This window comes from Cupriavidus sp. GW823-FHT07A04 (genome assembly GCF_058794615.1).
The window spans coordinates 34,226-50,180 of record NZ_JBXAHA010000012.1 but is presented as its reverse complement, the minus strand read 5'-3'; the positions used below and the strand labels follow the sequence as shown (position 1 = coordinate 50,180).

17 protein-coding genes and 1 pseudogene are annotated in these 15,955 nt (G+C 59.6%); 13 read left to right on the top strand and 5 right to left on the bottom strand.

The features are described from left to right. The first annotated feature begins 4 nt into the window (after nt 1–4). The 8 genes and pseudogenes from AC1Q7Q_RS21175 to AC1Q7Q_RS21140 all read left to right on the top strand — a co-directional run. On the top strand, nt 5–985 hold the full coding sequence (locus AC1Q7Q_RS21175) for a Bug family tripartite tricarboxylate transporter substrate binding protein (protein WP_492374074.1): 981 nt from the start codon (nt 5–7) through the stop codon (nt 983–985). A gap of 2 nt (nt 986–987) precedes the next feature. Next, nucleotides 988–3,078, top strand: a complete 2,091-nt coding sequence (locus AC1Q7Q_RS21170; RefSeq protein ID WP_492374073.1) for an acetate--CoA ligase family protein — start codon at nt 988–990, stop codon at nt 3,076–3,078. A 2-nt stretch (nt 3,079–3,080) separates the two neighbouring features. Further along, nucleotides 3,081–3,941, top strand: coding sequence for an alpha/beta fold hydrolase (locus tag AC1Q7Q_RS21165; RefSeq protein WP_492374072.1), 861 nt, complete (start codon nt 3,081–3,083; stop codon nt 3,939–3,941). A gap of 26 nt (nt 3,942–3,967) precedes the next feature. Further along, nucleotides 3,968–4,972, top strand: coding sequence for a D-2-hydroxyacid dehydrogenase (locus tag AC1Q7Q_RS21160; protein WP_492374071.1), 1,005 nt, complete (start codon nt 3,968–3,970; stop codon nt 4,970–4,972). Between the two features lie 24 nt (nt 4,973–4,996). Further along, nucleotides 4,997–5,782, top strand: coding sequence for a class II aldolase/adducin family protein (locus tag AC1Q7Q_RS21155; protein WP_492374070.1), 786 nt, complete (start codon nt 4,997–4,999; stop codon nt 5,780–5,782). Between the two features lie 174 nt (nt 5,783–5,956). Then, nucleotides 5,957–6,364, top strand: a complete 408-nt coding sequence (tnpA, locus tag AC1Q7Q_RS21150; protein ID WP_492374069.1) for an IS66-like element accessory protein TnpA — start codon at nt 5,957–5,959, stop codon at nt 6,362–6,364. Then, nucleotides 6,361–6,708, top strand: a complete 348-nt coding sequence (gene tnpB, locus AC1Q7Q_RS21145) for an IS66 family insertion sequence element accessory protein TnpB (protein ID WP_492374068.1) — start codon at nt 6,361–6,363, stop codon at nt 6,706–6,708. Before tnpA (AC1Q7Q_RS21150) ends, tnpB (AC1Q7Q_RS21145) begins: the two co-directional genes overlap by 4 nt. A gap of 29 nt (nt 6,709–6,737) precedes the next feature. Continuing rightward, nucleotides 6,738–6,932 (top strand): annotated as a pseudogene (locus AC1Q7Q_RS21140) (IS66 family transposase); the annotation flags it as partial. A gap of 393 nt (nt 6,933–7,325) precedes the next feature. On the opposite strand, the gene tnpB (AC1Q7Q_RS21135) reads toward AC1Q7Q_RS21140, so the two are convergent. From tnpB (AC1Q7Q_RS21135) to AC1Q7Q_RS21125, 3 genes are read right to left on the bottom strand one after another with little or no spacing between them, the layout of a single operon-like run. After that, nucleotides 7,326–7,457 (bottom strand): IS66 family insertion sequence element accessory protein TnpB, encoded by a 132-nt coding sequence (tnpB, locus tag AC1Q7Q_RS21135; RefSeq protein WP_492374067.1) that lies wholly within the window; start codon nt 7,455–7,457, stop codon nt 7,326–7,328. Continuing rightward, complete coding sequence (tnpA, locus tag AC1Q7Q_RS21130) at nt 7,451–7,837, bottom strand: IS66 family insertion sequence element accessory protein TnpA (RefSeq protein ID WP_492374087.1); 387 nt, start codon at nt 7,835–7,837, stop codon at nt 7,451–7,453. Before tnpA (AC1Q7Q_RS21130) ends, tnpB (AC1Q7Q_RS21135) begins: the two co-directional genes overlap by 7 nt. Next, a complete protein-coding gene (locus tag AC1Q7Q_RS21125; RefSeq protein WP_492374066.1) occupies nt 7,809–8,918 on the bottom strand; it encodes an MFS transporter in 1,110 nt (369 codons plus the stop codon). The genes tnpA (AC1Q7Q_RS21130) and AC1Q7Q_RS21125 overlap by 29 nt, the downstream gene beginning before the upstream one ends. A gap of 236 nt (nt 8,919–9,154) precedes the next feature. Between AC1Q7Q_RS21125 and AC1Q7Q_RS21120 the strand changes: the two genes are divergently transcribed. From AC1Q7Q_RS21120 to AC1Q7Q_RS21100, 5 genes are all read left to right on the top strand, one after another. Beyond that, nucleotides 9,155–9,871, top strand: a complete 717-nt coding sequence (locus AC1Q7Q_RS21120; protein WP_492374065.1) for an IclR family transcriptional regulator — start codon at nt 9,155–9,157, stop codon at nt 9,869–9,871. Nucleotides 9,872–10,187: 316 nt separating this feature from the next. Beyond that, on the top strand, nt 10,188–11,057 hold the full coding sequence (locus AC1Q7Q_RS21115; protein WP_492374064.1) for a transporter substrate-binding domain-containing protein: 870 nt from the start codon (nt 10,188–10,190) through the stop codon (nt 11,055–11,057). A gap of 42 nt (nt 11,058–11,099) precedes the next feature. After that, nucleotides 11,100–12,386 carry an NAD(P)/FAD-dependent oxidoreductase gene (locus tag AC1Q7Q_RS21110; RefSeq protein WP_492374063.1) on the top strand — a complete coding sequence of 429 codons (1,287 nt, stop codon included), beginning with the start codon at nt 11,100–11,102 and terminating at the stop codon, nt 12,384–12,386. A gap of 118 nt (nt 12,387–12,504) precedes the next feature. Continuing rightward, nucleotides 12,505–12,876, top strand: coding sequence for a RidA family protein (locus AC1Q7Q_RS21105; RefSeq protein WP_492374062.1), 372 nt, complete (start codon nt 12,505–12,507; stop codon nt 12,874–12,876). A gap of 71 nt (nt 12,877–12,947) precedes the next feature. Next, nucleotides 12,948–13,793 (top strand): putative hydro-lyase, encoded by an 846-nt coding sequence (locus tag AC1Q7Q_RS21100; protein WP_492374061.1) that lies wholly within the window; start codon nt 12,948–12,950, stop codon nt 13,791–13,793. Between the two features lie 166 nt (nt 13,794–13,959). On the opposite strand, the gene AC1Q7Q_RS21095 is transcribed toward AC1Q7Q_RS21100, so the two are convergent. Together AC1Q7Q_RS21095 and AC1Q7Q_RS21090 are read right to left on the bottom strand one after the other, a co-directional pair. Further along, nucleotides 13,960–14,928: a Bug family tripartite tricarboxylate transporter substrate binding protein gene (locus AC1Q7Q_RS21095; RefSeq protein ID WP_492374060.1), complete on the bottom strand. Its 969-nt coding sequence runs from the start codon at nt 14,926–14,928 to the stop codon at nt 13,960–13,962. A 207-nt stretch (nt 14,929–15,135) separates the two neighbouring features. Beyond that, a complete protein-coding gene (locus tag AC1Q7Q_RS21090) occupies nt 15,136–15,903 on the bottom strand; it encodes a LamB/YcsF family protein (RefSeq protein ID WP_492374059.1) in 768 nt (255 codons plus the stop codon). Nucleotides 15,904–15,955 lie beyond the last annotated feature (52 nt).

Here is a 15,955-nt window from a genome sequence, read left to right as displayed (position 1 = left end):
CGGCATGGCACGGAACAACGTTTTCAGATTAGCCGCACCGCTAGTGATGGTACTGGCTTGCAGCACCGCCTCCGCAGAGTCTCCCGCAGACTATCCTTCACGTCCCGTCAGGATGGTGGTGGGATATCAGGCAGGCGGCCCGACCGATGTCGTCGCGCGCTTGTTGGCCAAGCAACTGCAGACCTCTTTGGGGCAGGCATTCGTTGTGGAAAACAGACCTGGTGCTGGGTCGAATATCGCGTCTGACCAAGTCGCGGGCGCAAAGCCGGACGGCTATACGCTGCTTTTCGCGGCCGCTCCCATCGCATCCAACGGGTTCATTTACAAGAACCTGAAATGGAACGTGAAAACGAGCTTCGAGCCAATTTCGCAGGTCATGTCGGCGCCTGCGATTCTCGCGGTGAGCCCAACGTTGCCGGTTCACAACCTGGCCGAGCTGATTGCACTCGCAAAGAAGCAGCCAGGCAAGCTTTCGTTCGCGTCCACGGGTAATGGAGGGACGCAACACCTTGCAGGCGAGATGCTCAAGCAGCAGGCAGGGATCAATATGATTCACGTTCCGTACAAGGGAGCCTCCGGTGTGATTACGGACCTGATCTCCGGGAACGTCTCGATGGCCTTCATGACGTCGGTGTCGGCTATGCAATACCTTAGGGGTGGTCAAGCTAGGCCGATTGCCGTCGCTGCGCCCAAGAGATTAGCGGTGCTCCCGGATGTGCCTACGATGACCGAAGCCGGCTTGCCAGGGTTCGATGTCGATTCCTGGAGTGGTCTGTTTGCACCTGCCGGAACGCCGCGGCCAATCATCGAGAAGCTTCAGAAGGCGGTAGCGAAAGCCGCCGCGTCGCAAGAGATGCGCGACAACCTTCAGCCGCAGGGCGCGATTCTCGTGGGCAATACTTCAAGCGAGTTCAAGGCATACATCGACAAAGACATCGATCACATGTCCAAAATTTTCAAGACTGTCAAAGTAACATTGGAATAACTATGAACACGACCGCCACCATTCAACCTGACGCTGATCTTGCACAGGCATTGCTGGCTCCGCGCAGCGTGGCACTCTTCGGTGCATCGGATGATGCGGGCAAGACGGCTGGCCGACCACTGAAGTTCTTGCGTGCCGCTGGCTTTGAAGGCAAGGTCTATCCGGTCAACCCGAACCGGCGCACCGTGCAGGGTGAGACCGCCTATCAGAGCCTGGCGGAATTGCCGGAAGTGCCTGAACATGTCTTCATCCTGACACCAACGAATACGGTGCTTGATGCCGTGCGCGAATGCGCCCGGTTGGGCGTGAAGGTGGTGACAATTCTTGCAAGCGGATTTTCGGAGTCCGGGCCGGAGGGTGCCGCAAGGGAAGCGGCCCTGGCCGAGGTCAGCCGTGCGACCGGTTTGCGCATTCTAGGCCCGAGCAGCCTGGGCGTGATCAACCCGCGTGCGGGACTCGTTCTAACTGCGAATGCAGCATTCGCCGAGCCTGAACTTCCTCAGGGCCGAGTATTTGTGGCCTCTCACAGCGGCAGCATGATTGGGTCGCTAGTATCTCGTGGCAAGGCGCGCGGTGTTGGCTTTGCCGGCCTCGTTTCGGTGGGAGGCGAAGCGGACTTGTGTGTGGGCGAGATCTGCGCGGCAACGCTTGATGACCCCAACATCGGGGGATATCTCCTGTTCCTGGAAAGCTTACGTCACGGCGACAAACTACGCGCCTTTGCCGTAGAAGCGGCGAAGCGCGGCAAGCCGGTGATAGCGTACAAGCTGGGCAGGTCGGCCGCTGCCGCCGAAATGGCGGCGACCCATACCGGTGCGCTCGCAGGCGAGGACGATATTGCAGACGCCTTCCTCAAGGACCTTGGCATTGCCCGAGTCGGTATTCTCGAGGCTCTGTTGGAGACTTTCCCGCTTGCGGAACGAATTCCGCTGGGGGGGCGTTCCGCTCCGATGAAACGCGTGGGCGTCGTGACAACAACTGGCGGCGGTGCTGCCATGGTGGTGGACCAGTTGGGAATTCGCGATGTCGTGGTGGAGCCAGCCTCGGCGGAAACCCTGGCAAAACTTGAGGCTGCCGGCATTGTGGTATCTCCCGGACGCGTTCTCGACCTTACTTTGGCGGGCACTAACTATAGTGTCATGAAGGGGGCACTTGACATCATGTTCGAAGCATCGGAGTTCGACATCGTGCTCGCTGTGGTCGGTTCATCGGCGCGGTTCCAGCCGCAACTGGCAGTCAAGCCCATCATTGACAGCGCCTCGAATGCTAAGCCCGTCGCGGCGATGCTGGTGCCAGACGCACCTGAGGCGCTCGCCTCGCTGACTGCGGCAGGGGTGCCGTGCTTCCGTTCACCGGAGGCTTGTGCAGACGCGATTGCGTCGCTGTTTGCGCGTCGTGCACCTGGCGTGCAGGCAACCGTCGAGGTCGCCGGCGAAGCGGCACGGACGCTCAGCGAGGTGCAGGCATATGAGGTGCTTGACGCGCTTGGTGTGCCGCGCGCACCGGCAGTCACAATGCCGCTAGAGGGCCCTGCGAAAGCGCTGGAATTCTCCTATCCTGTGGTCGCCAAGGTTTGCTCTGAAGATATCCCCCACAAGACTGAAGTGGGTGGTGTTGTCCTTGGCATCCAAGATCAGGTCGGTCTGGAGGCCGCACTTGCGACGTTGCGCAAAAACCTCGCTGAGCGCGCTCCTGACAAGCGGTGTGAAGACGTACTGGTCCAACCGATGACCAAGGGGCTCACAGAGGTGCTCGTCGGCTATCGTATTGATGCCGAGGCCGGGCCAATCATCATGCTAGCGGCAGGCGGTATCTGGGCGGAAGTTGCTCGGGATCGCAGCATCCGTCTGGCTCCCGTGAGCGTCGAGACCGCAAGGGAGATGATTACGGAAGTCAAGGCTCTCAAGACGGTGTCGGGTCTTCGCGGGCGCCCTCGTGGTGATCTGGAAGCGCTGGCACAGGCAGTCTCGGCGCTGTCGCAACTGGCCGTGAAGCCTGAGCTGCGCATTGCCGAAGCGGAAGTGAATCCGATGATGGTCCTGCCGGAAGGCAAGGGCGTCGTCGCGGTGGACGCTCTCGTTCTGCGATCGTAAAAATGGTACAACACACGGCTCTGGCTACTGATCCGGGTGAGTTTATCGCTCGGATTGAAGCGCTCGGCGAAATGCGCAGAATTCGGGTGCACGGTCGGGATGTCGTGTGGCGGCGGTTCGGTAGCGGACCGCCGCTTGTGCTTATTCATGGCGGACACGGCAGTTGGCTGCATTGGGTGCGAAACATCGAACCGCTATTGGCTCGCCACACACTGTGGTTACCGGATCTGCCAAGCTTTGGTGACTCCGACGCGTTGCCCGGAGAGCCGCACGCTGCGGACCGGTTCGAACGCTTGGTTGGGTCCGTGTGCGCTTGTATTGAACAGCTTTTTGCGGCGAATGATCCAGTTCTGCTGACAGGCTTCTCGTTTGGCGGCCTCGTGGCGGCGAACGTCGCTGCCCGGTGCGGCAACGTGTCAAGACTCGCACTGCTAGGACCTGCCGGACACGGAGGGGCTCGTCGGCAGACCGTTGAGATGCGTGACTGGCGCGGTGACGATACTGATGAAGCGCAAAGTGCGCTGCATCACAATTTGGGCGCCCTCATGCTGCACGATGACCAAAATATCGATTCGCTGGCTTTGCTGGTCCACGAGCGCGCTTGCAAAGCGACTCACTTTCGAAGCAAGGCGATTTCCCGACATGCGTTACTGACTGAGGCCCTTGAACGATACCAGCGGCCGACGCTGCTGGTATGGGGCGAGCACGACGTCACGGCGGTGCCCGTCGACGCGGCGCAGCAGATTGCCTCTGATTTGCCGTACCGGGATTGGTGCCTGATTCCTGGTGCCGGCCATTGGGTACAGTATGAGAGGCCACAGGAAGTGAATCAGCTCTTACTGCGCTGGTTTTCCTCCACATAACAATTTGTACGAGAATGAAAAGCAAAATGGCTACCGTCGCTGATCTGACACTGCTGATGTCGGACTCTGCCATTCGCACGTTCGGCACGCGTATCGACGAGGTGCTACGTGACATCCCGCACCATTTGGTAACGCCGGGGGCATTGCTCGCAGGCCAAGTACCCGGGGAGGCAAAGATCGCCTTCTTGACACGAGAGGTCACCGGAAATTCCGGGAAAACTGATTTGGCCCCTTCGCTTGTTGAGTTCTACGAGGCCATGCGGGCTTCCTCCGAACTCAAATGGATGCAGACGCACTCCGCGGGCGCAGACCGGCCGATCTATGCAGAATTGAGAAAGCGAGAGATTAAGGTAACTACGGCATCCGGTGCGAATGCCGGGCCGGTGGCGCAGATGGCATTCCTGGGTGTGCTTGCCATCGCACGCAAGCTCCCGATGCTCATTGACGCGCAACGCCGGAAGTGCTGGGAGCCGCTTTTGGGTGAACGTGCGCCTAGGGAGTTGAAGGGGCAAACTGCCGTAGTAATTGGGTTGGGCCCAATTGGATTGGAGGTTGCCAGGCTGTTGAGTGCGATCGGCATGCAGGTCATTGGAGTACGCCGTACTCCAGAGCCAGTGGCCGGCGTGGCGCAGACGGCTAGCCTTGGTGACATCGGAAGCGTACTTCCTAAGGCCTCGGTCGTCGTGCTTGCTTGCCCATTGACGGACGCCACGCGCGGCCTATTGAATCGCCGGACTCTGGCGTTATTGCCGGCAGGTGCAATCGTCGTAAATGTGTCACGTGGCGAGGTAGTGGTCGAAAGGGATCTGATTGAGGCCTTGCGTGTGGGACATCTCGGCGGAGCTTTCCTTGACGTCTTCGAAAAAGAGCCATTAAGCACGGAATCCGAGCTTTGGACACTTCCTTCAGTAATGATCGCCCCCCATACGGCTGGTCACACAACGGGACACTATGCAGAAGTCGGGGAGATCTTTCTCGATAATCTCACCCGCTGGCGTGATGGGCTGCCCCTTCGAAATACCGTTAAGTAATTCATACGATCGTTAGGAGAACACATGTCTAGTTCATCCAATCTGAAGCTTCCATCGCTTCGTGACAAGGTTTCGCCTGAGGAGTGGCAGGCACGCGTGGATCTGGCTGCGTGCTATCGTTTATTCGACATCTACGACCTGTCTGATCTCACCGCCAACCACATCTCTGCCCGAGTGCCCGGCGAGAATGCCTTCCTGATCAACCCATACGGCATGCTCTACGAAGAGATCACCGCCTCATCGCTTATCAAGGTCGATGAAAGCGGGGAAGTTCTCCACAGCCCGGACTTCGGCGAATTGAAGTATGGTGTCAATCGTGCTGGCTACGTCATTCACAGTGCCATCCACGCGGCGCGGCCCGACGTCGGTTGTGTTGCCCACACGCATACGGTCGCTGGAATGGCTGTTTCGTCTCTGGCCAGTGGGATTCTGCCCTTGACGCAAACCTCTATGCGCTTCGCGAGCGCGGCATATCACGACTTCGAGGGTATCGTGCTGGATGAGCGGGAACAGGAGTCGTTGCTGCGCGACATGGGGCAGGAAAATTATCTTGTGCTGCGCAATCACGGTCTGCTTGTCGCAACGAGCACTATCGCTGAGGCGTTCAATGCAATGCATCGCTTCGAGCAGGTGTGTAAGGCGCAGCTTGCCGCGTTGGCCTGCGGGGCGGATGTTACGACCGTGCCGGTGGAGATCGTTGAGGCGACACGCAAGAACTATCTTCCTGGCACGCGGCGCCCGTTTGGCGTAATGGAATGGCCCGCCATGCTGCGTAAGCTTAACCGTATTGATCCGAGCTATCAGGACTAATTGGCCTAGGTCCGCTTCGTTCCATCCGCGACTTTGATCGCGGATGGAAGACGGGCCTGCCCTGATCGTATATGAAAACGGTCGTCTGGGCAGTCACCACGGTCGTAAGCGTGTCCCCGGCACCGTCTCGACGATGTGAGAAGAAGTTGCCAGAGTAGTCCCCACCAAAAAGTAGTGGGGACCACAGTGACAACAGAGGCACCGAAGAGAAGCTCACGCAAAGGCATCCCGAACCACCCCATCGAATTCCGACGGCATCTGGCCAAGCTGGCCTGCGAGCCAGGCGTATCGGTGGCGCGTTTGGCAATGGAACACGGGTTGAATCCGAACCTGTTATTCAAATGGCGCCGATCGCTCCGTGCTGGCGAATACGATCCGGTGGCTTTGCTGCGCGTGACAGCGGAAGCACCGATGCAAGAGATGGAGCATCCGGCCCCGGCACCAGTTGCCAGCGCTGCTCCGGCGGGCGCCATCGAGATCAGCGTGGGTAACACCCTCGTGCGCATTGAAGGCTCGCCCAACGAAGCCACGTTATTGCTGGTGCTCCGCATGTTGCGCGGCACATCGGGATCGGCAACATGATCGGCTTACCCAGCCACACGAGAATCTGGTTGGCCGCTGGCGTGACCGACATGCGCTCGGGCTTCAATAGCCTGGCCGCCAAGGTCCAGACGGTACTGGAGCGAGATCCGTTCAGCGGGCACGTGTTCGTGTTTCGAGGCAAGCGTGGCGATCTGGTCAAAGTGCTGTGGTGGCGCGGCGATGGCATGTGTTTGCTGATGAAGCGGCTGGAGCGCGGCCGGTTCGTGTGGCCACGTGCCGATGGTGGCGTGGTGTGTTTGAGCCAGGCCCAACTGTCCATGTTGCTCGAAGGCATCGACTGGCGGCAGCCCCTACGCACGACAGAGCCGACATTGGCGTTGTAAACCTGCTGGCCACCGCGTAAACTGCCGGCATGACCACGGCAGACGCCTATCCGGACGACATCGAAGCGCTCAAAGCCTTGCTGCTTGAGCGCGATACGCGCATCGGGCATCTGGAAGATGTGGTCGAATCGCACAAGGCGGCAAATGCCACTGCCAAGGCCGAGATTGAGCATCTGAAGCTGCTGATCGCGAAGCTGCGCCGCATGCAGTTCGGCCGCAGCTCCTTGTGCAGCCCAGCGTGCGGCCGTCGTCGGTCTTGCCCGTAGATAGCGATCGACGATCTGCGGAGGAATCGGTGTCGACTTGCTACAGCCGCATCCGGTCGCGTACGCGCTGAATCGCGCGACGCGCGCCAGATATAGCTTCGCCGAGCCGCGCTTGTAGCCTGCTCTCGACAGATCGGCAGCAATGCCATCGATCTCATTGCCGAGCGCGCCACTGCGAAATCGGGCAATCACTCGACGATACTTGAAATAGAGTTCTAGCATGACCACTCCTTCCGTTGCAAAGGTCGGGGACAATCCCCGGCATGGAGAGAGTGGAATCCAAATGATTATGTGGCGGTAAACAGTTTGATGACAGGCAATTCCGGAGGTGTTGCCAAGTTACGTCGCATATCACAGTTCGCCACATAACAGGGGATTCTTGGCCAGCAACGGCTCCACCAGATACGACAGGCCGTCGATGGACTTGCGCATGTCAACCGCGTCACGGCAGATGAAAGCCTGCACATCGCCGCTGATCAGCACCGGCCGCCTCCCAACTGCCCCAGCACGAAGCGCACGATGCGTTCGGCATGCACCCCGGCCATCTCGATACGTGCGCCGCCCAGCGTGACGACCACTTGGGCGCGTGACTTCGATGGTGCCGGGTCGCTCGCCGGCAGGACATTCGGTAGCGCTGTCGTTGCCGCGGCGATGAGTGCCGTATCCGGGGTCACTGCCATGGGCGGCGTCACCGGTGGCTCGTGGTTCAATCGCTTGCGCCACAGATCGAAGGTGCTAACGGCCAAGCCGTGCTGTCGGCAGAAGGCTCGAATGCTCCCGCCGCTGTGACCCCATTGTGCGAGCATCTCGCGCCAGAAGGCTTCGTCGTGCCGGTTATGCCTTGCCCCTGCTCGTCCGCTCATACCCTCGCGCTGATCGGCCATCACTCCACTCCCGCCTACCGTGAAGCTGTAACCTTCTCATCAGCGCCCACGACTCGCCAGCCGGGCTCCGCTGACGGTTACATAGCCCCAGCATGCAGAAGCTCGCGCCGGCCAATGCGGACGAGTGGGTGAGGGCGATGCTCATCAAGGCAACGACTGCGACCCATGGGGCAAATGCGTGCGCGCGCATGGTTCGCTTGACGTTCAGCATTCGAGACGAAAGCAAAAGTGCCGCCATCATGGCGCCCGCGCCGGCGCAGGCGAAGAACACGCCGGTGAAGTGCGCGGCATTACCGAAGCGGTGTGACGACAGCACAGGAATCAGGGTCTGATAGGAGCCGGCAAGAAGCCCTAGAGCGGCAAGTGTCGGTAGCGCATGTCTCGCTAGGCCGTCGGCAAACGCATATGCAACGGCGCGCCGGAAACCGCTGTGCTTTGCAGCGGCACGGGCGACGGCTTCTTTGGGAAGCGACCGGATGCACAGAAGCATGGTCGAAAGTCCCAGTATGTTTAGCGCGAATCCGCCCTGAGCACCGAAGTGCACGAAAGAGAAGGCTGCGATAATGGGGCCAACCATACGGCCGACATTGAACACGAGTGTGTTCAGAGCGATTACGCTGGAAATGGCGTTCTTGTCCTTGAGCGTTGTCGTCAGCAGGAGTTGCCGGGATGGCATCTCCATTGCCGAGAGCACCCCGCATATCAAGGCCGCGGCGGTGATCATCTCGGCTTTCAGCCACCCCAAGAGACTAATGGCGAACAGCGCGCATGCGATGAACGCCGACGCCGACAATATGCGCAGCGCATTGCGGCGCGCTGCACTTGCGCGCAGGCGCGCGCCGAAGATGGGCGACACCAGCAACGACGGGCCGTACAGCAGAAAATTTAGAAGACCAAGCTGCCACGCGGCGTGAGTCATTTCCCATAACAGCAGGTTCATCGTGATGTTCTGGGTCCAACTTCCAAGTACGGAAGCCGTTTGGCCGAAAAGGTAGCGCCTGATCGGAGGTTCGGTGAGCGCGGGAAATGCGTTGGGTACGACCGTGCGTAAGCCTGTCATGTGAGGGACGCGGGCGTCGAGGCCCGGGAGAAGAGGCCGCCAAGATGGCCTCGGTTCATAATGATATTATGAAAATGATGGCTGTAGGGGTAAACCCTCCTGTGTCGCCAAGCGGTATCCGGTATCCGGCGGCCGGAGGGTGCTATCCTGCGCCGTGCGGTAACATATTCGGGTTATGAAATTTTTGCTTAGCGCGCCCGTACGGGGGCGCTGGTACCACGGAGAACTAAGGTCAGATGGCCAGGCAGAAAACAACAGACGTGGACCGATCGGTAAATGCGGTCGGCCGTACACTCTCCATCCTGGATGCCTTCCTGCAGCACGAGGGTCCGCTGACCCTGTCGGATCTCGAGAGCCAAACGGGACTCTTCAAGAGTGTCATCCTGCGCTACATGCTGTCGCTGGAGCCTATGAACTATGTCGTCAAGCGACCGGATGGCCGCTATCAACTTGGCGCGCGCGTGTTCGAGCTGGGCCTCCGCTACGAGCAGACATTTAATCTTTCCGACCATGTCATGCCGGTACTGGATACTCTCACGCGAGAGACCGAGGAGAGCGCGTCGTTCTACGTGCGGGAGGGCGATAGTCGGATCTGCCTGTTGAGGAAAGACTCTCCGCAGCATTTGAAGGCCAGCATCGCCCCCGGCACGAGGCTGCCGATGGACGACACGGCAACCGCGGAGGTGTTGCGAGCCTTCTCTACGCCGGTGGACTTCGCATGGTCTGTCAAGAACTGCGTCTTCACGTCCGCTCGCAAGGTCAACCAGGTGACAGTCGGCCAGCAATTGACTTCATCTATGTCAGCGCCGGTCCTGCGGCATGGCAATACGCTTGCCGGTGCATTGACAATCTCCGGGCCCGTCGGCCGTTTCGATCCTGCGGCGAAGGCTACCCAAAACCTTCTCTTCGATTCCGCCAAGGAACTCTCGAAGTCGCTAGGCGCGAGCGTCTAAGACCCAGAGCTAACGATGCATACCCAAATAGGGGCGGCTTTTTAGCCGCCCCTATTCTTTTCGACCATCGAAGCCCCGGGGCCATCGGTTGCGCGGGCCGCATGGTCGTCGAATCGGTCCATCTTGGTGCGACACGCACAGTTTCTAACCGATTCGTCTCTGCCAGACACCCGCTCCTGCACAAGACTAGCGCAACTCCCTATTGTCACCGTTCCTCGCGTACGCCAGTCTTCCTGGCATCGGAATTGCAAGCATAATGCCATTATGAAAATCTAAGGGCGCGATAGGCGTGTCCCTTTTTGTGTGGGAGCGAAGCATGTCTGAAGCACAAGGGAGTGTGGGTGTTCTGAAGGTCAGTTTGCTGCGCGCTGCAGTAGCCGGAATCTTGGCGATCGGCATGGTCGACGCCGCACAGGCAGACCTGCTTGCGGATGTGAAAGACCGCGGTACGCTTGTGTGCGGCACGATGAATACCATCGAGCCAATGGGGTACCTCGACTTGAAAACCAGGAAGGTCGTCGGCTTCGATGTGGATGTCTGCGAGGCGGTAGCCAAGGGGCTGGGCTTGCAGTTCGAGCAGAAGTCGTTGGCGCTCGAAGCGCGCATCCCGGAGCTTACCCTCGGTCGCGTCGATATTCTCTCTGCCGTCCTCGGGTACACCGAAGAGCGCGCAAAGCAGATTGACTATACGGACTCGCATTTCCAGGTGCCCATTCGGATCATGGTGGGCACCGACTCGCCGTACAAAAAGATCACGGATCTGAATGGCAAGAAGGTGGGAATGTCTTCGGGATCGACGCCGGAGCACTGGCTGCGCAAGCGGTTTCCTGAGGTCCAGGCAATCACATTCCGCGATACGCCCGCAGTCTTCACGGCGCTCAAGCAAGGCAAGATTGACGGTGAGGGCATTACTCAAACATCGGGCGCGAAGCTAATGGCAGCGGGAGCAGGTGTTTTCCGCTATCTGGATGAGCCATTGGGCTGGGAACCGAATGGGCTCGGCGTACGCAAGGGCGAGCCGGCTTTCGTTGCAGCGGTCAACAAGGTTCTCGCCCAGATGGAGGCCAGCGGGGAAATGGACCGAATCTGGAACAAGTGGCTGGGATCGGGCACGGCATACAACATCAAGCGCGAGAAACGGCTGACGCCGATCAGCCAAGTTGGTGCCGAATTGAAAAGCCAGTAATCCAAGGCGCCCACGGGCGCCTTTTTCCCTATCTATACCAGCATGAAACAAATAACCGTTATCGGCGCCGGGATCGTAGGTCTGGCGACCGCACTACAACTCCGCATGGACGGTTTTGCCGTGCAAATCGTAGACCCCAATGAACCCGCAAGCGGATGCTCAGCCGGGAATGCCGGCTACTTGAGCGAAGCAAACATTTTTCCATCGAACTCAACGGAAAGTCTGAAGAAGCTGCCGGCGTTGCTGCGAGACCCGCTTGGGCCTCTGACAATCCACGCGTCGTACGTTCCGCGCTTCTTGCCCTGGGGCGTCCGCGCGGCGCTTGCATTGCGTCCGAAAAAGCTGTGCGAAACCGTTGAGGCGATGTCGGCGCTGATTCGTCCTGCGATCGACAGCTACGAGTCGCTCTTGCGCGAAGCGGGCGCATCGCATCTGATGGAGCGTAGGGGAGCATTGGCCATTTGCATGACCCTCGGGACGTTGGAAGCGCGGTCGACGAAGATTCCTGCGTTGAAGCAGCATCAGGTGGCCGTCGAGCGGATTTCGAGAGAGGAGACCCTCGAACTCGAGCCAGCGATCTCGCGTGACATTCAGGGGGCATTGTTCTACCCCAACTCGGGGCGCTGCCTCGGACCCCGGACGTTGGGAGAGACGTTCGCCAAGCGGCTGCATGAAGGGGGTTGCCGCTTTATCAAAGCGTCCGTGCATAAACTGACGCCGAACGAAGCAAACGGATGGCGGCTTGACACGGACATTGGCAGCTTCAATACCGACATGGTTGTCGTTTGCGCCGGTCGTCGATCCGACGTGCTGATGCGGCCGCTTGGTTACAGTGCACCTCTGATTTCTGAACGCGGATATCACCTCATGCTGCCGGTGCCGGGCGTTCGCCTTGGCCGTCCCGTCTCCATTGCAGAAGCGTACTTCGTCGCCACGCCCATGGCGGATGGCCTGCGCCTCGCCGGCACAGCAGAGTTTGCACCCGCTAATGCGCCGATGAATCCGGCGCGGTCCGATATGCTGTTTGATTTGGCCCAACCGTACTTGCCCGGTCTGAGCCGTGAGGGGGCTATTCGATGGATGGGCGTCAGGCCTTCCTTGCCCGACGGGTTGCCCGCTATCGGCCTCGCTTCCCGGCACACCAATCTCTATTACTCCTTTGGCCACGGTCATAACGGCCTTACGTTAGCCGCCGTCTCGGCAAAGCTTCTCGCTGCCGTCGTTTCCGGTCGAGAAACGCCACACATTGAAACCCGCGCATACGCCATCGACCGCTTTAGCCTCTGGAGCCGCTCGAGCGGGCAGGAGCGCGGGCCGCGCTCGGCATAGCGGCTCTGGTTATCCCATCGCTCTGTGTCATTCGTGACAGCGATGTCCTTTGGCGCTAGCCGGACGGACAGTACGCAGATCGCCAAATTCCTAAAACGAACCTCAAGCGGAGCTTGATATGCAGACTTCAATCGAACGCATTCCTGGTAATGAACGGATGAGCAAGGCCGTCATCGTTAATGGCGGGGGGACTGTCTACTTCAGGGGAGTCACTCCGGCTGCCAACTCCGGCCGCACCATTGAAGAGCAGACGGCCAGCGTACTGGGGCAAGTTGAGGAGCAGCTGGCCGAGGCGGGCGCCTCGAAGGCGGGTCTTGTATCTGTGAGCATCTGGCTCAACGACATTCGCGACATGGCTGCAATGAACAAGATCTACGACCGGTGGATGGTCCCTGGGCATCAGCCTGTCCGCGCGTGCGTGCAAGCTGCGCTTGCCCAGCCACACTACCTGATTGAAGTGCAGGTAGTGGCGGTCCGTTCCGCGCAATAAGTCCAACTCAATTCGATGAAGCGCAGGCGCTGACGTGTTCTGCGCCATTTTCCTATCGCGAGGACAACATAATGATCCAGGTGAAAACAGAAGGCGACAATCATCGACCGATGATTCGGCGCACAGACCTTTCAATCATGTCTCCGGAACAAGTCAGGCTGGCCATCCGGTCGTCGCAATGGACGGGGACGACGCATGGGGCATCTCGGGGACGTTTGCAGGCAAATCTGGTGGTGCTGAGCTCCCGCTATGCCTTCGACTTCCTGCGCTTCTGCATGCGCAATCCTTCTCCGTGTCCCGTCATCGACGCGACCGATCCGGGAGACCCGGAACCGAAGTTCGCTGCACCGGGCGCTGATGTGCGGACCGATCTGTCGTGCTACAAGGTGTACCGTGACGGCCAACTGGTAGAAGAGCGAAGCGACCTGCTGGACGTTTGGCGAGACGACAGTGTGGCGTTCCTATTGGGATGCAGTCTTTCGTTCGACGAGGCACTGGACAATAGTGGAATCCCGATGCCACATCTACGCAACGAGGATGGCCGCGTGGCAACGTACCGGTCGAACATCGCATGCAGGCCTGCGGGACCATTCGCGGGGCCGATGGTCGTCACGATGCGACCAGTCCCCACACCACTGGTTGCTAGAGCCGTGCAGGTGACGAGCCGCTATCCGCTCGCACACGGAGCGCCCGTGCATATCGGAAACCCGGCGCAGATCGGCATCCACGATCTACAAGCTCCGGAGTTTGTGAAGTTTGCCGGCCTCCCCGAAGGTCATACGCCAGTTTTCTGGGGGTGTGGTGTGACGCCGCAGGCTATTGCGTTGGCGGCTGGCATACCGGAAATGTTCACGCACGCCGCTGGGCATATGTTCGTCACTGACCTCACCCTTGACGGCTGGCAGTCGCTAGACTAGACACGCGAGGAGAACGGCTGGCGCCGCTTGAATCGTCCTCCGCGTGCGCGCCTGGACGTTGACCGGCGGCGGGCGTGAGAAACCAATCCCGCGAACGCCGAGCCGGCTTGGGCGAGCCTTCCACCCATGGTGGGCGCCGACTCGCCATCCCTTTTCCTATTGGACGCTACTCGGGTTTAATGCCAGCTGCCGTGATCGCCTTCCCCATTCGCTCACGGTCATTCACCACGAGCTTCTGAAACTCTTGCGGGCTGGTGCTCTTCGGTTCGATGCCCAGTTCCTCGAAACGCTTGCGGACATCCGGCTGCGCCATCACTTCGCGCATGGCACGCGAAATCTTCTCCACTATCGGCGCCGGCGTTCCGGAACGGACACAGATTCCCGTCCAGGACGCGGCTTCGAACGGAATGCCTGCCTCGTAAAAGGTGGGCACTTTAGGCAGCCCTGCCAGGCGCTCTTTACTGGCAACCGCAATTGCCTTGAGTCGGTTTCCGGAAAGGAAGCCTGCGACTGTCGATTGCTGGTCGAAGGCGACGTTGATCGTACCGGCGACCAGATCGCTCATGGCCTGACCGCTTCCTTTGTAGGGCACGTGATTCATGCTGATGCCCGCCTTTGAGGAGAACATCTCGGCCGCGAGATGTCCGGCGGAGCCCACACCTGCCGAACCGTACACGATCTTGCCTGGTTCCTTCTTGGCCAGCGCGACAAACTCGGCGGCGGTGTTGGCGGGCACGCTCGGGTGAGCGAGCAGCAAATAAGGGACGCTCGCGATCTGTGTGACTGGCAGGATGTCCTTTGCGGCATCGAAGTTCAGATGCTTGAACAGGTACTTATGCGTCGTTAGAACGCCGTTGGTGCAAGCGAACAAAGTGTAGCCATCCGCCGGGGCGCGAAGCATTGCTTCCGTTGCAATGATGCCGCTGGCGCCCGGTCGGTTGTCCACTACGACAGTCTGTCCAAGCACAGTCTTCAATTTCGGCGCGAGGAGCCGGGCCATGATGTCTGTCGAGCCACCCGGCCCGAATCCAACAATCAAGGTAATAGGCTGCTGCTGCGGATACTCGGCAGCGAATGCATGAAAGGGAGCGACAAACTGGCACGTGACAGCGGCAAAAAGGGCGGACTTGATCATGAGCGTTCCTCGAAAGCGAAACTGAGTAGTTGGTAAAAATCATAATGCCATTACTCTATGCATAATTAATGCCAGGGCGACGCCCTGAGCCATTCCGCGCGGAGCAGGTATTCATACGGACCTGGTGAGATCGAGGCGCGCTCGGAAGTGGGGCAGCTTGCGGGTGAGCGCACCGAAGCTGCGCTCACTGAGAATGACCGTGCACTGCTATTGAACGAGCTTGGACATGGGGACGATTTCGCCGCCATTTTTCTCAATGACATCGCGGATTGCGCGCGCTAGCCCCACCGCCCCAGGGGTTTCGCTGTGCACCATGACGACCTGGGCCTGCATGCTCAGCGTCTCGCCATCAATCGTCGTAACCGTGCCCGAGTCCAACAGCTGAAACACACGCCTAGCGGCGACGGCATGATCCTTGATGACGGAACCCGGCGTGCCCCGGGCAACCAGCAGCCCGTTGCTGTCATAGGCCCGGTCTGCAAAGAACTTTCGTACCGTACGCAGCCCGTGTTTCAATGCAGCGGCTTCCGTGGCCGTGTTCGGTGTGACGGGAAAGATGATGTCCTTATTGAAGGCTGCCACCGCACCGACCAGGACGTCGGCCAGTTCATGGTCTTTGTACAAGATGTTGCCAAGCGCCCCGTGAAAGCTCAGGTGCGAGACCCGCGCCCCCTGTTCGCGCGCGATCGCGTCCAGCGCGCCGAGCTGGTACAGCGTTTCGGATTTCAGGGACTTCGCATCAGTGGGCAAGCGGCGGCGGCCGAAATGGCGCTTGTCGTCGAAGCCAGGGTGTGCGCCAATGTCTACTCCATTTTTGAGAGCAGTTGCGACAGTGTGGGCCATGACATCCGGATCGCCGGCATGAAAGCCACACGCAATATTTGCCGACGACACGAGCGTAAGGAGGATGTCGTCGTCGCCCATGCGATAGGGCCCAAAGGCCTCGCCCATATCCGAGTTGATATCGATTCTCATACTGATACCTCTGGTAATAGTTCCATGAGTGGGTCGCCGTATCCCACAAGCG

Excerpts from the sequence above, each read along its gene's own strand:
- AC1Q7Q_RS21175 (WP_492374074.1), top strand. The coding sequence starts at position 5 with ATGGCACGGAACAACGTTTTCAGATTAGCCGCACCGCTAGTGATGGTA.
- AC1Q7Q_RS21170 (WP_492374073.1), top strand. The coding sequence starts at position 988 with ATGAACACGACCGCCACCATTCAACCTGACGCTGATCTTGCACAGGCA.
- AC1Q7Q_RS21165 (WP_492374072.1), top strand. The coding sequence starts at position 3,081 with ATGGTACAACACACGGCTCTGGCTACTGATCCGGGTGAGTTTATCGCT.
- AC1Q7Q_RS21160 (WP_492374071.1), top strand. The coding sequence starts at position 3,968 with ATGGCTACCGTCGCTGATCTGACACTGCTGATGTCGGACTCTGCCATT.
- AC1Q7Q_RS21155 (WP_492374070.1), top strand. The coding sequence starts at position 4,997 with ATGTCTAGTTCATCCAATCTGAAGCTTCCATCGCTTCGTGACAAGGTT.
- tnpB (WP_492374068.1), top strand. The coding sequence starts at position 6,361 with ATGATCGGCTTACCCAGCCACACGAGAATCTGGTTGGCCGCTGGCGTG.
- tnpA (WP_492374087.1), bottom strand. The coding sequence starts at position 7,837 with ATGAGCGGACGAGCAGGGGCAAGGCATAACCGGCACGACGAAGCCTTC.
- AC1Q7Q_RS21125 (WP_492374066.1), bottom strand. The coding sequence starts at position 8,918 with ATGACAGGCTTACGCACGGTCGTACCCAACGCATTTCCCGCGCTCACC.
- AC1Q7Q_RS21120 (WP_492374065.1), top strand. The coding sequence starts at position 9,155 with ATGGCCAGGCAGAAAACAACAGACGTGGACCGATCGGTAAATGCGGTC.
- AC1Q7Q_RS21115 (WP_492374064.1), top strand. The coding sequence starts at position 10,188 with ATGTCTGAAGCACAAGGGAGTGTGGGTGTTCTGAAGGTCAGTTTGCTG.
- AC1Q7Q_RS21110 (WP_492374063.1), top strand. The coding sequence starts at position 11,100 with ATGAAACAAATAACCGTTATCGGCGCCGGGATCGTAGGTCTGGCGACC.
- AC1Q7Q_RS21105 (WP_492374062.1), top strand. The coding sequence starts at position 12,505 with ATGCAGACTTCAATCGAACGCATTCCTGGTAATGAACGGATGAGCAAG.
- AC1Q7Q_RS21100 (WP_492374061.1), top strand. The coding sequence starts at position 12,948 with ATGATCCAGGTGAAAACAGAAGGCGACAATCATCGACCGATGATTCGG.
- AC1Q7Q_RS21095 (WP_492374060.1), bottom strand. The coding sequence starts at position 14,928 with ATGATCAAGTCCGCCCTTTTTGCCGCTGTCACGTGCCAGTTTGTCGCT.
- AC1Q7Q_RS21090 (WP_492374059.1), bottom strand. The coding sequence starts at position 15,903 with ATGAGAATCGATATCAACTCGGATATGGGCGAGGCCTTTGGGCCCTAT.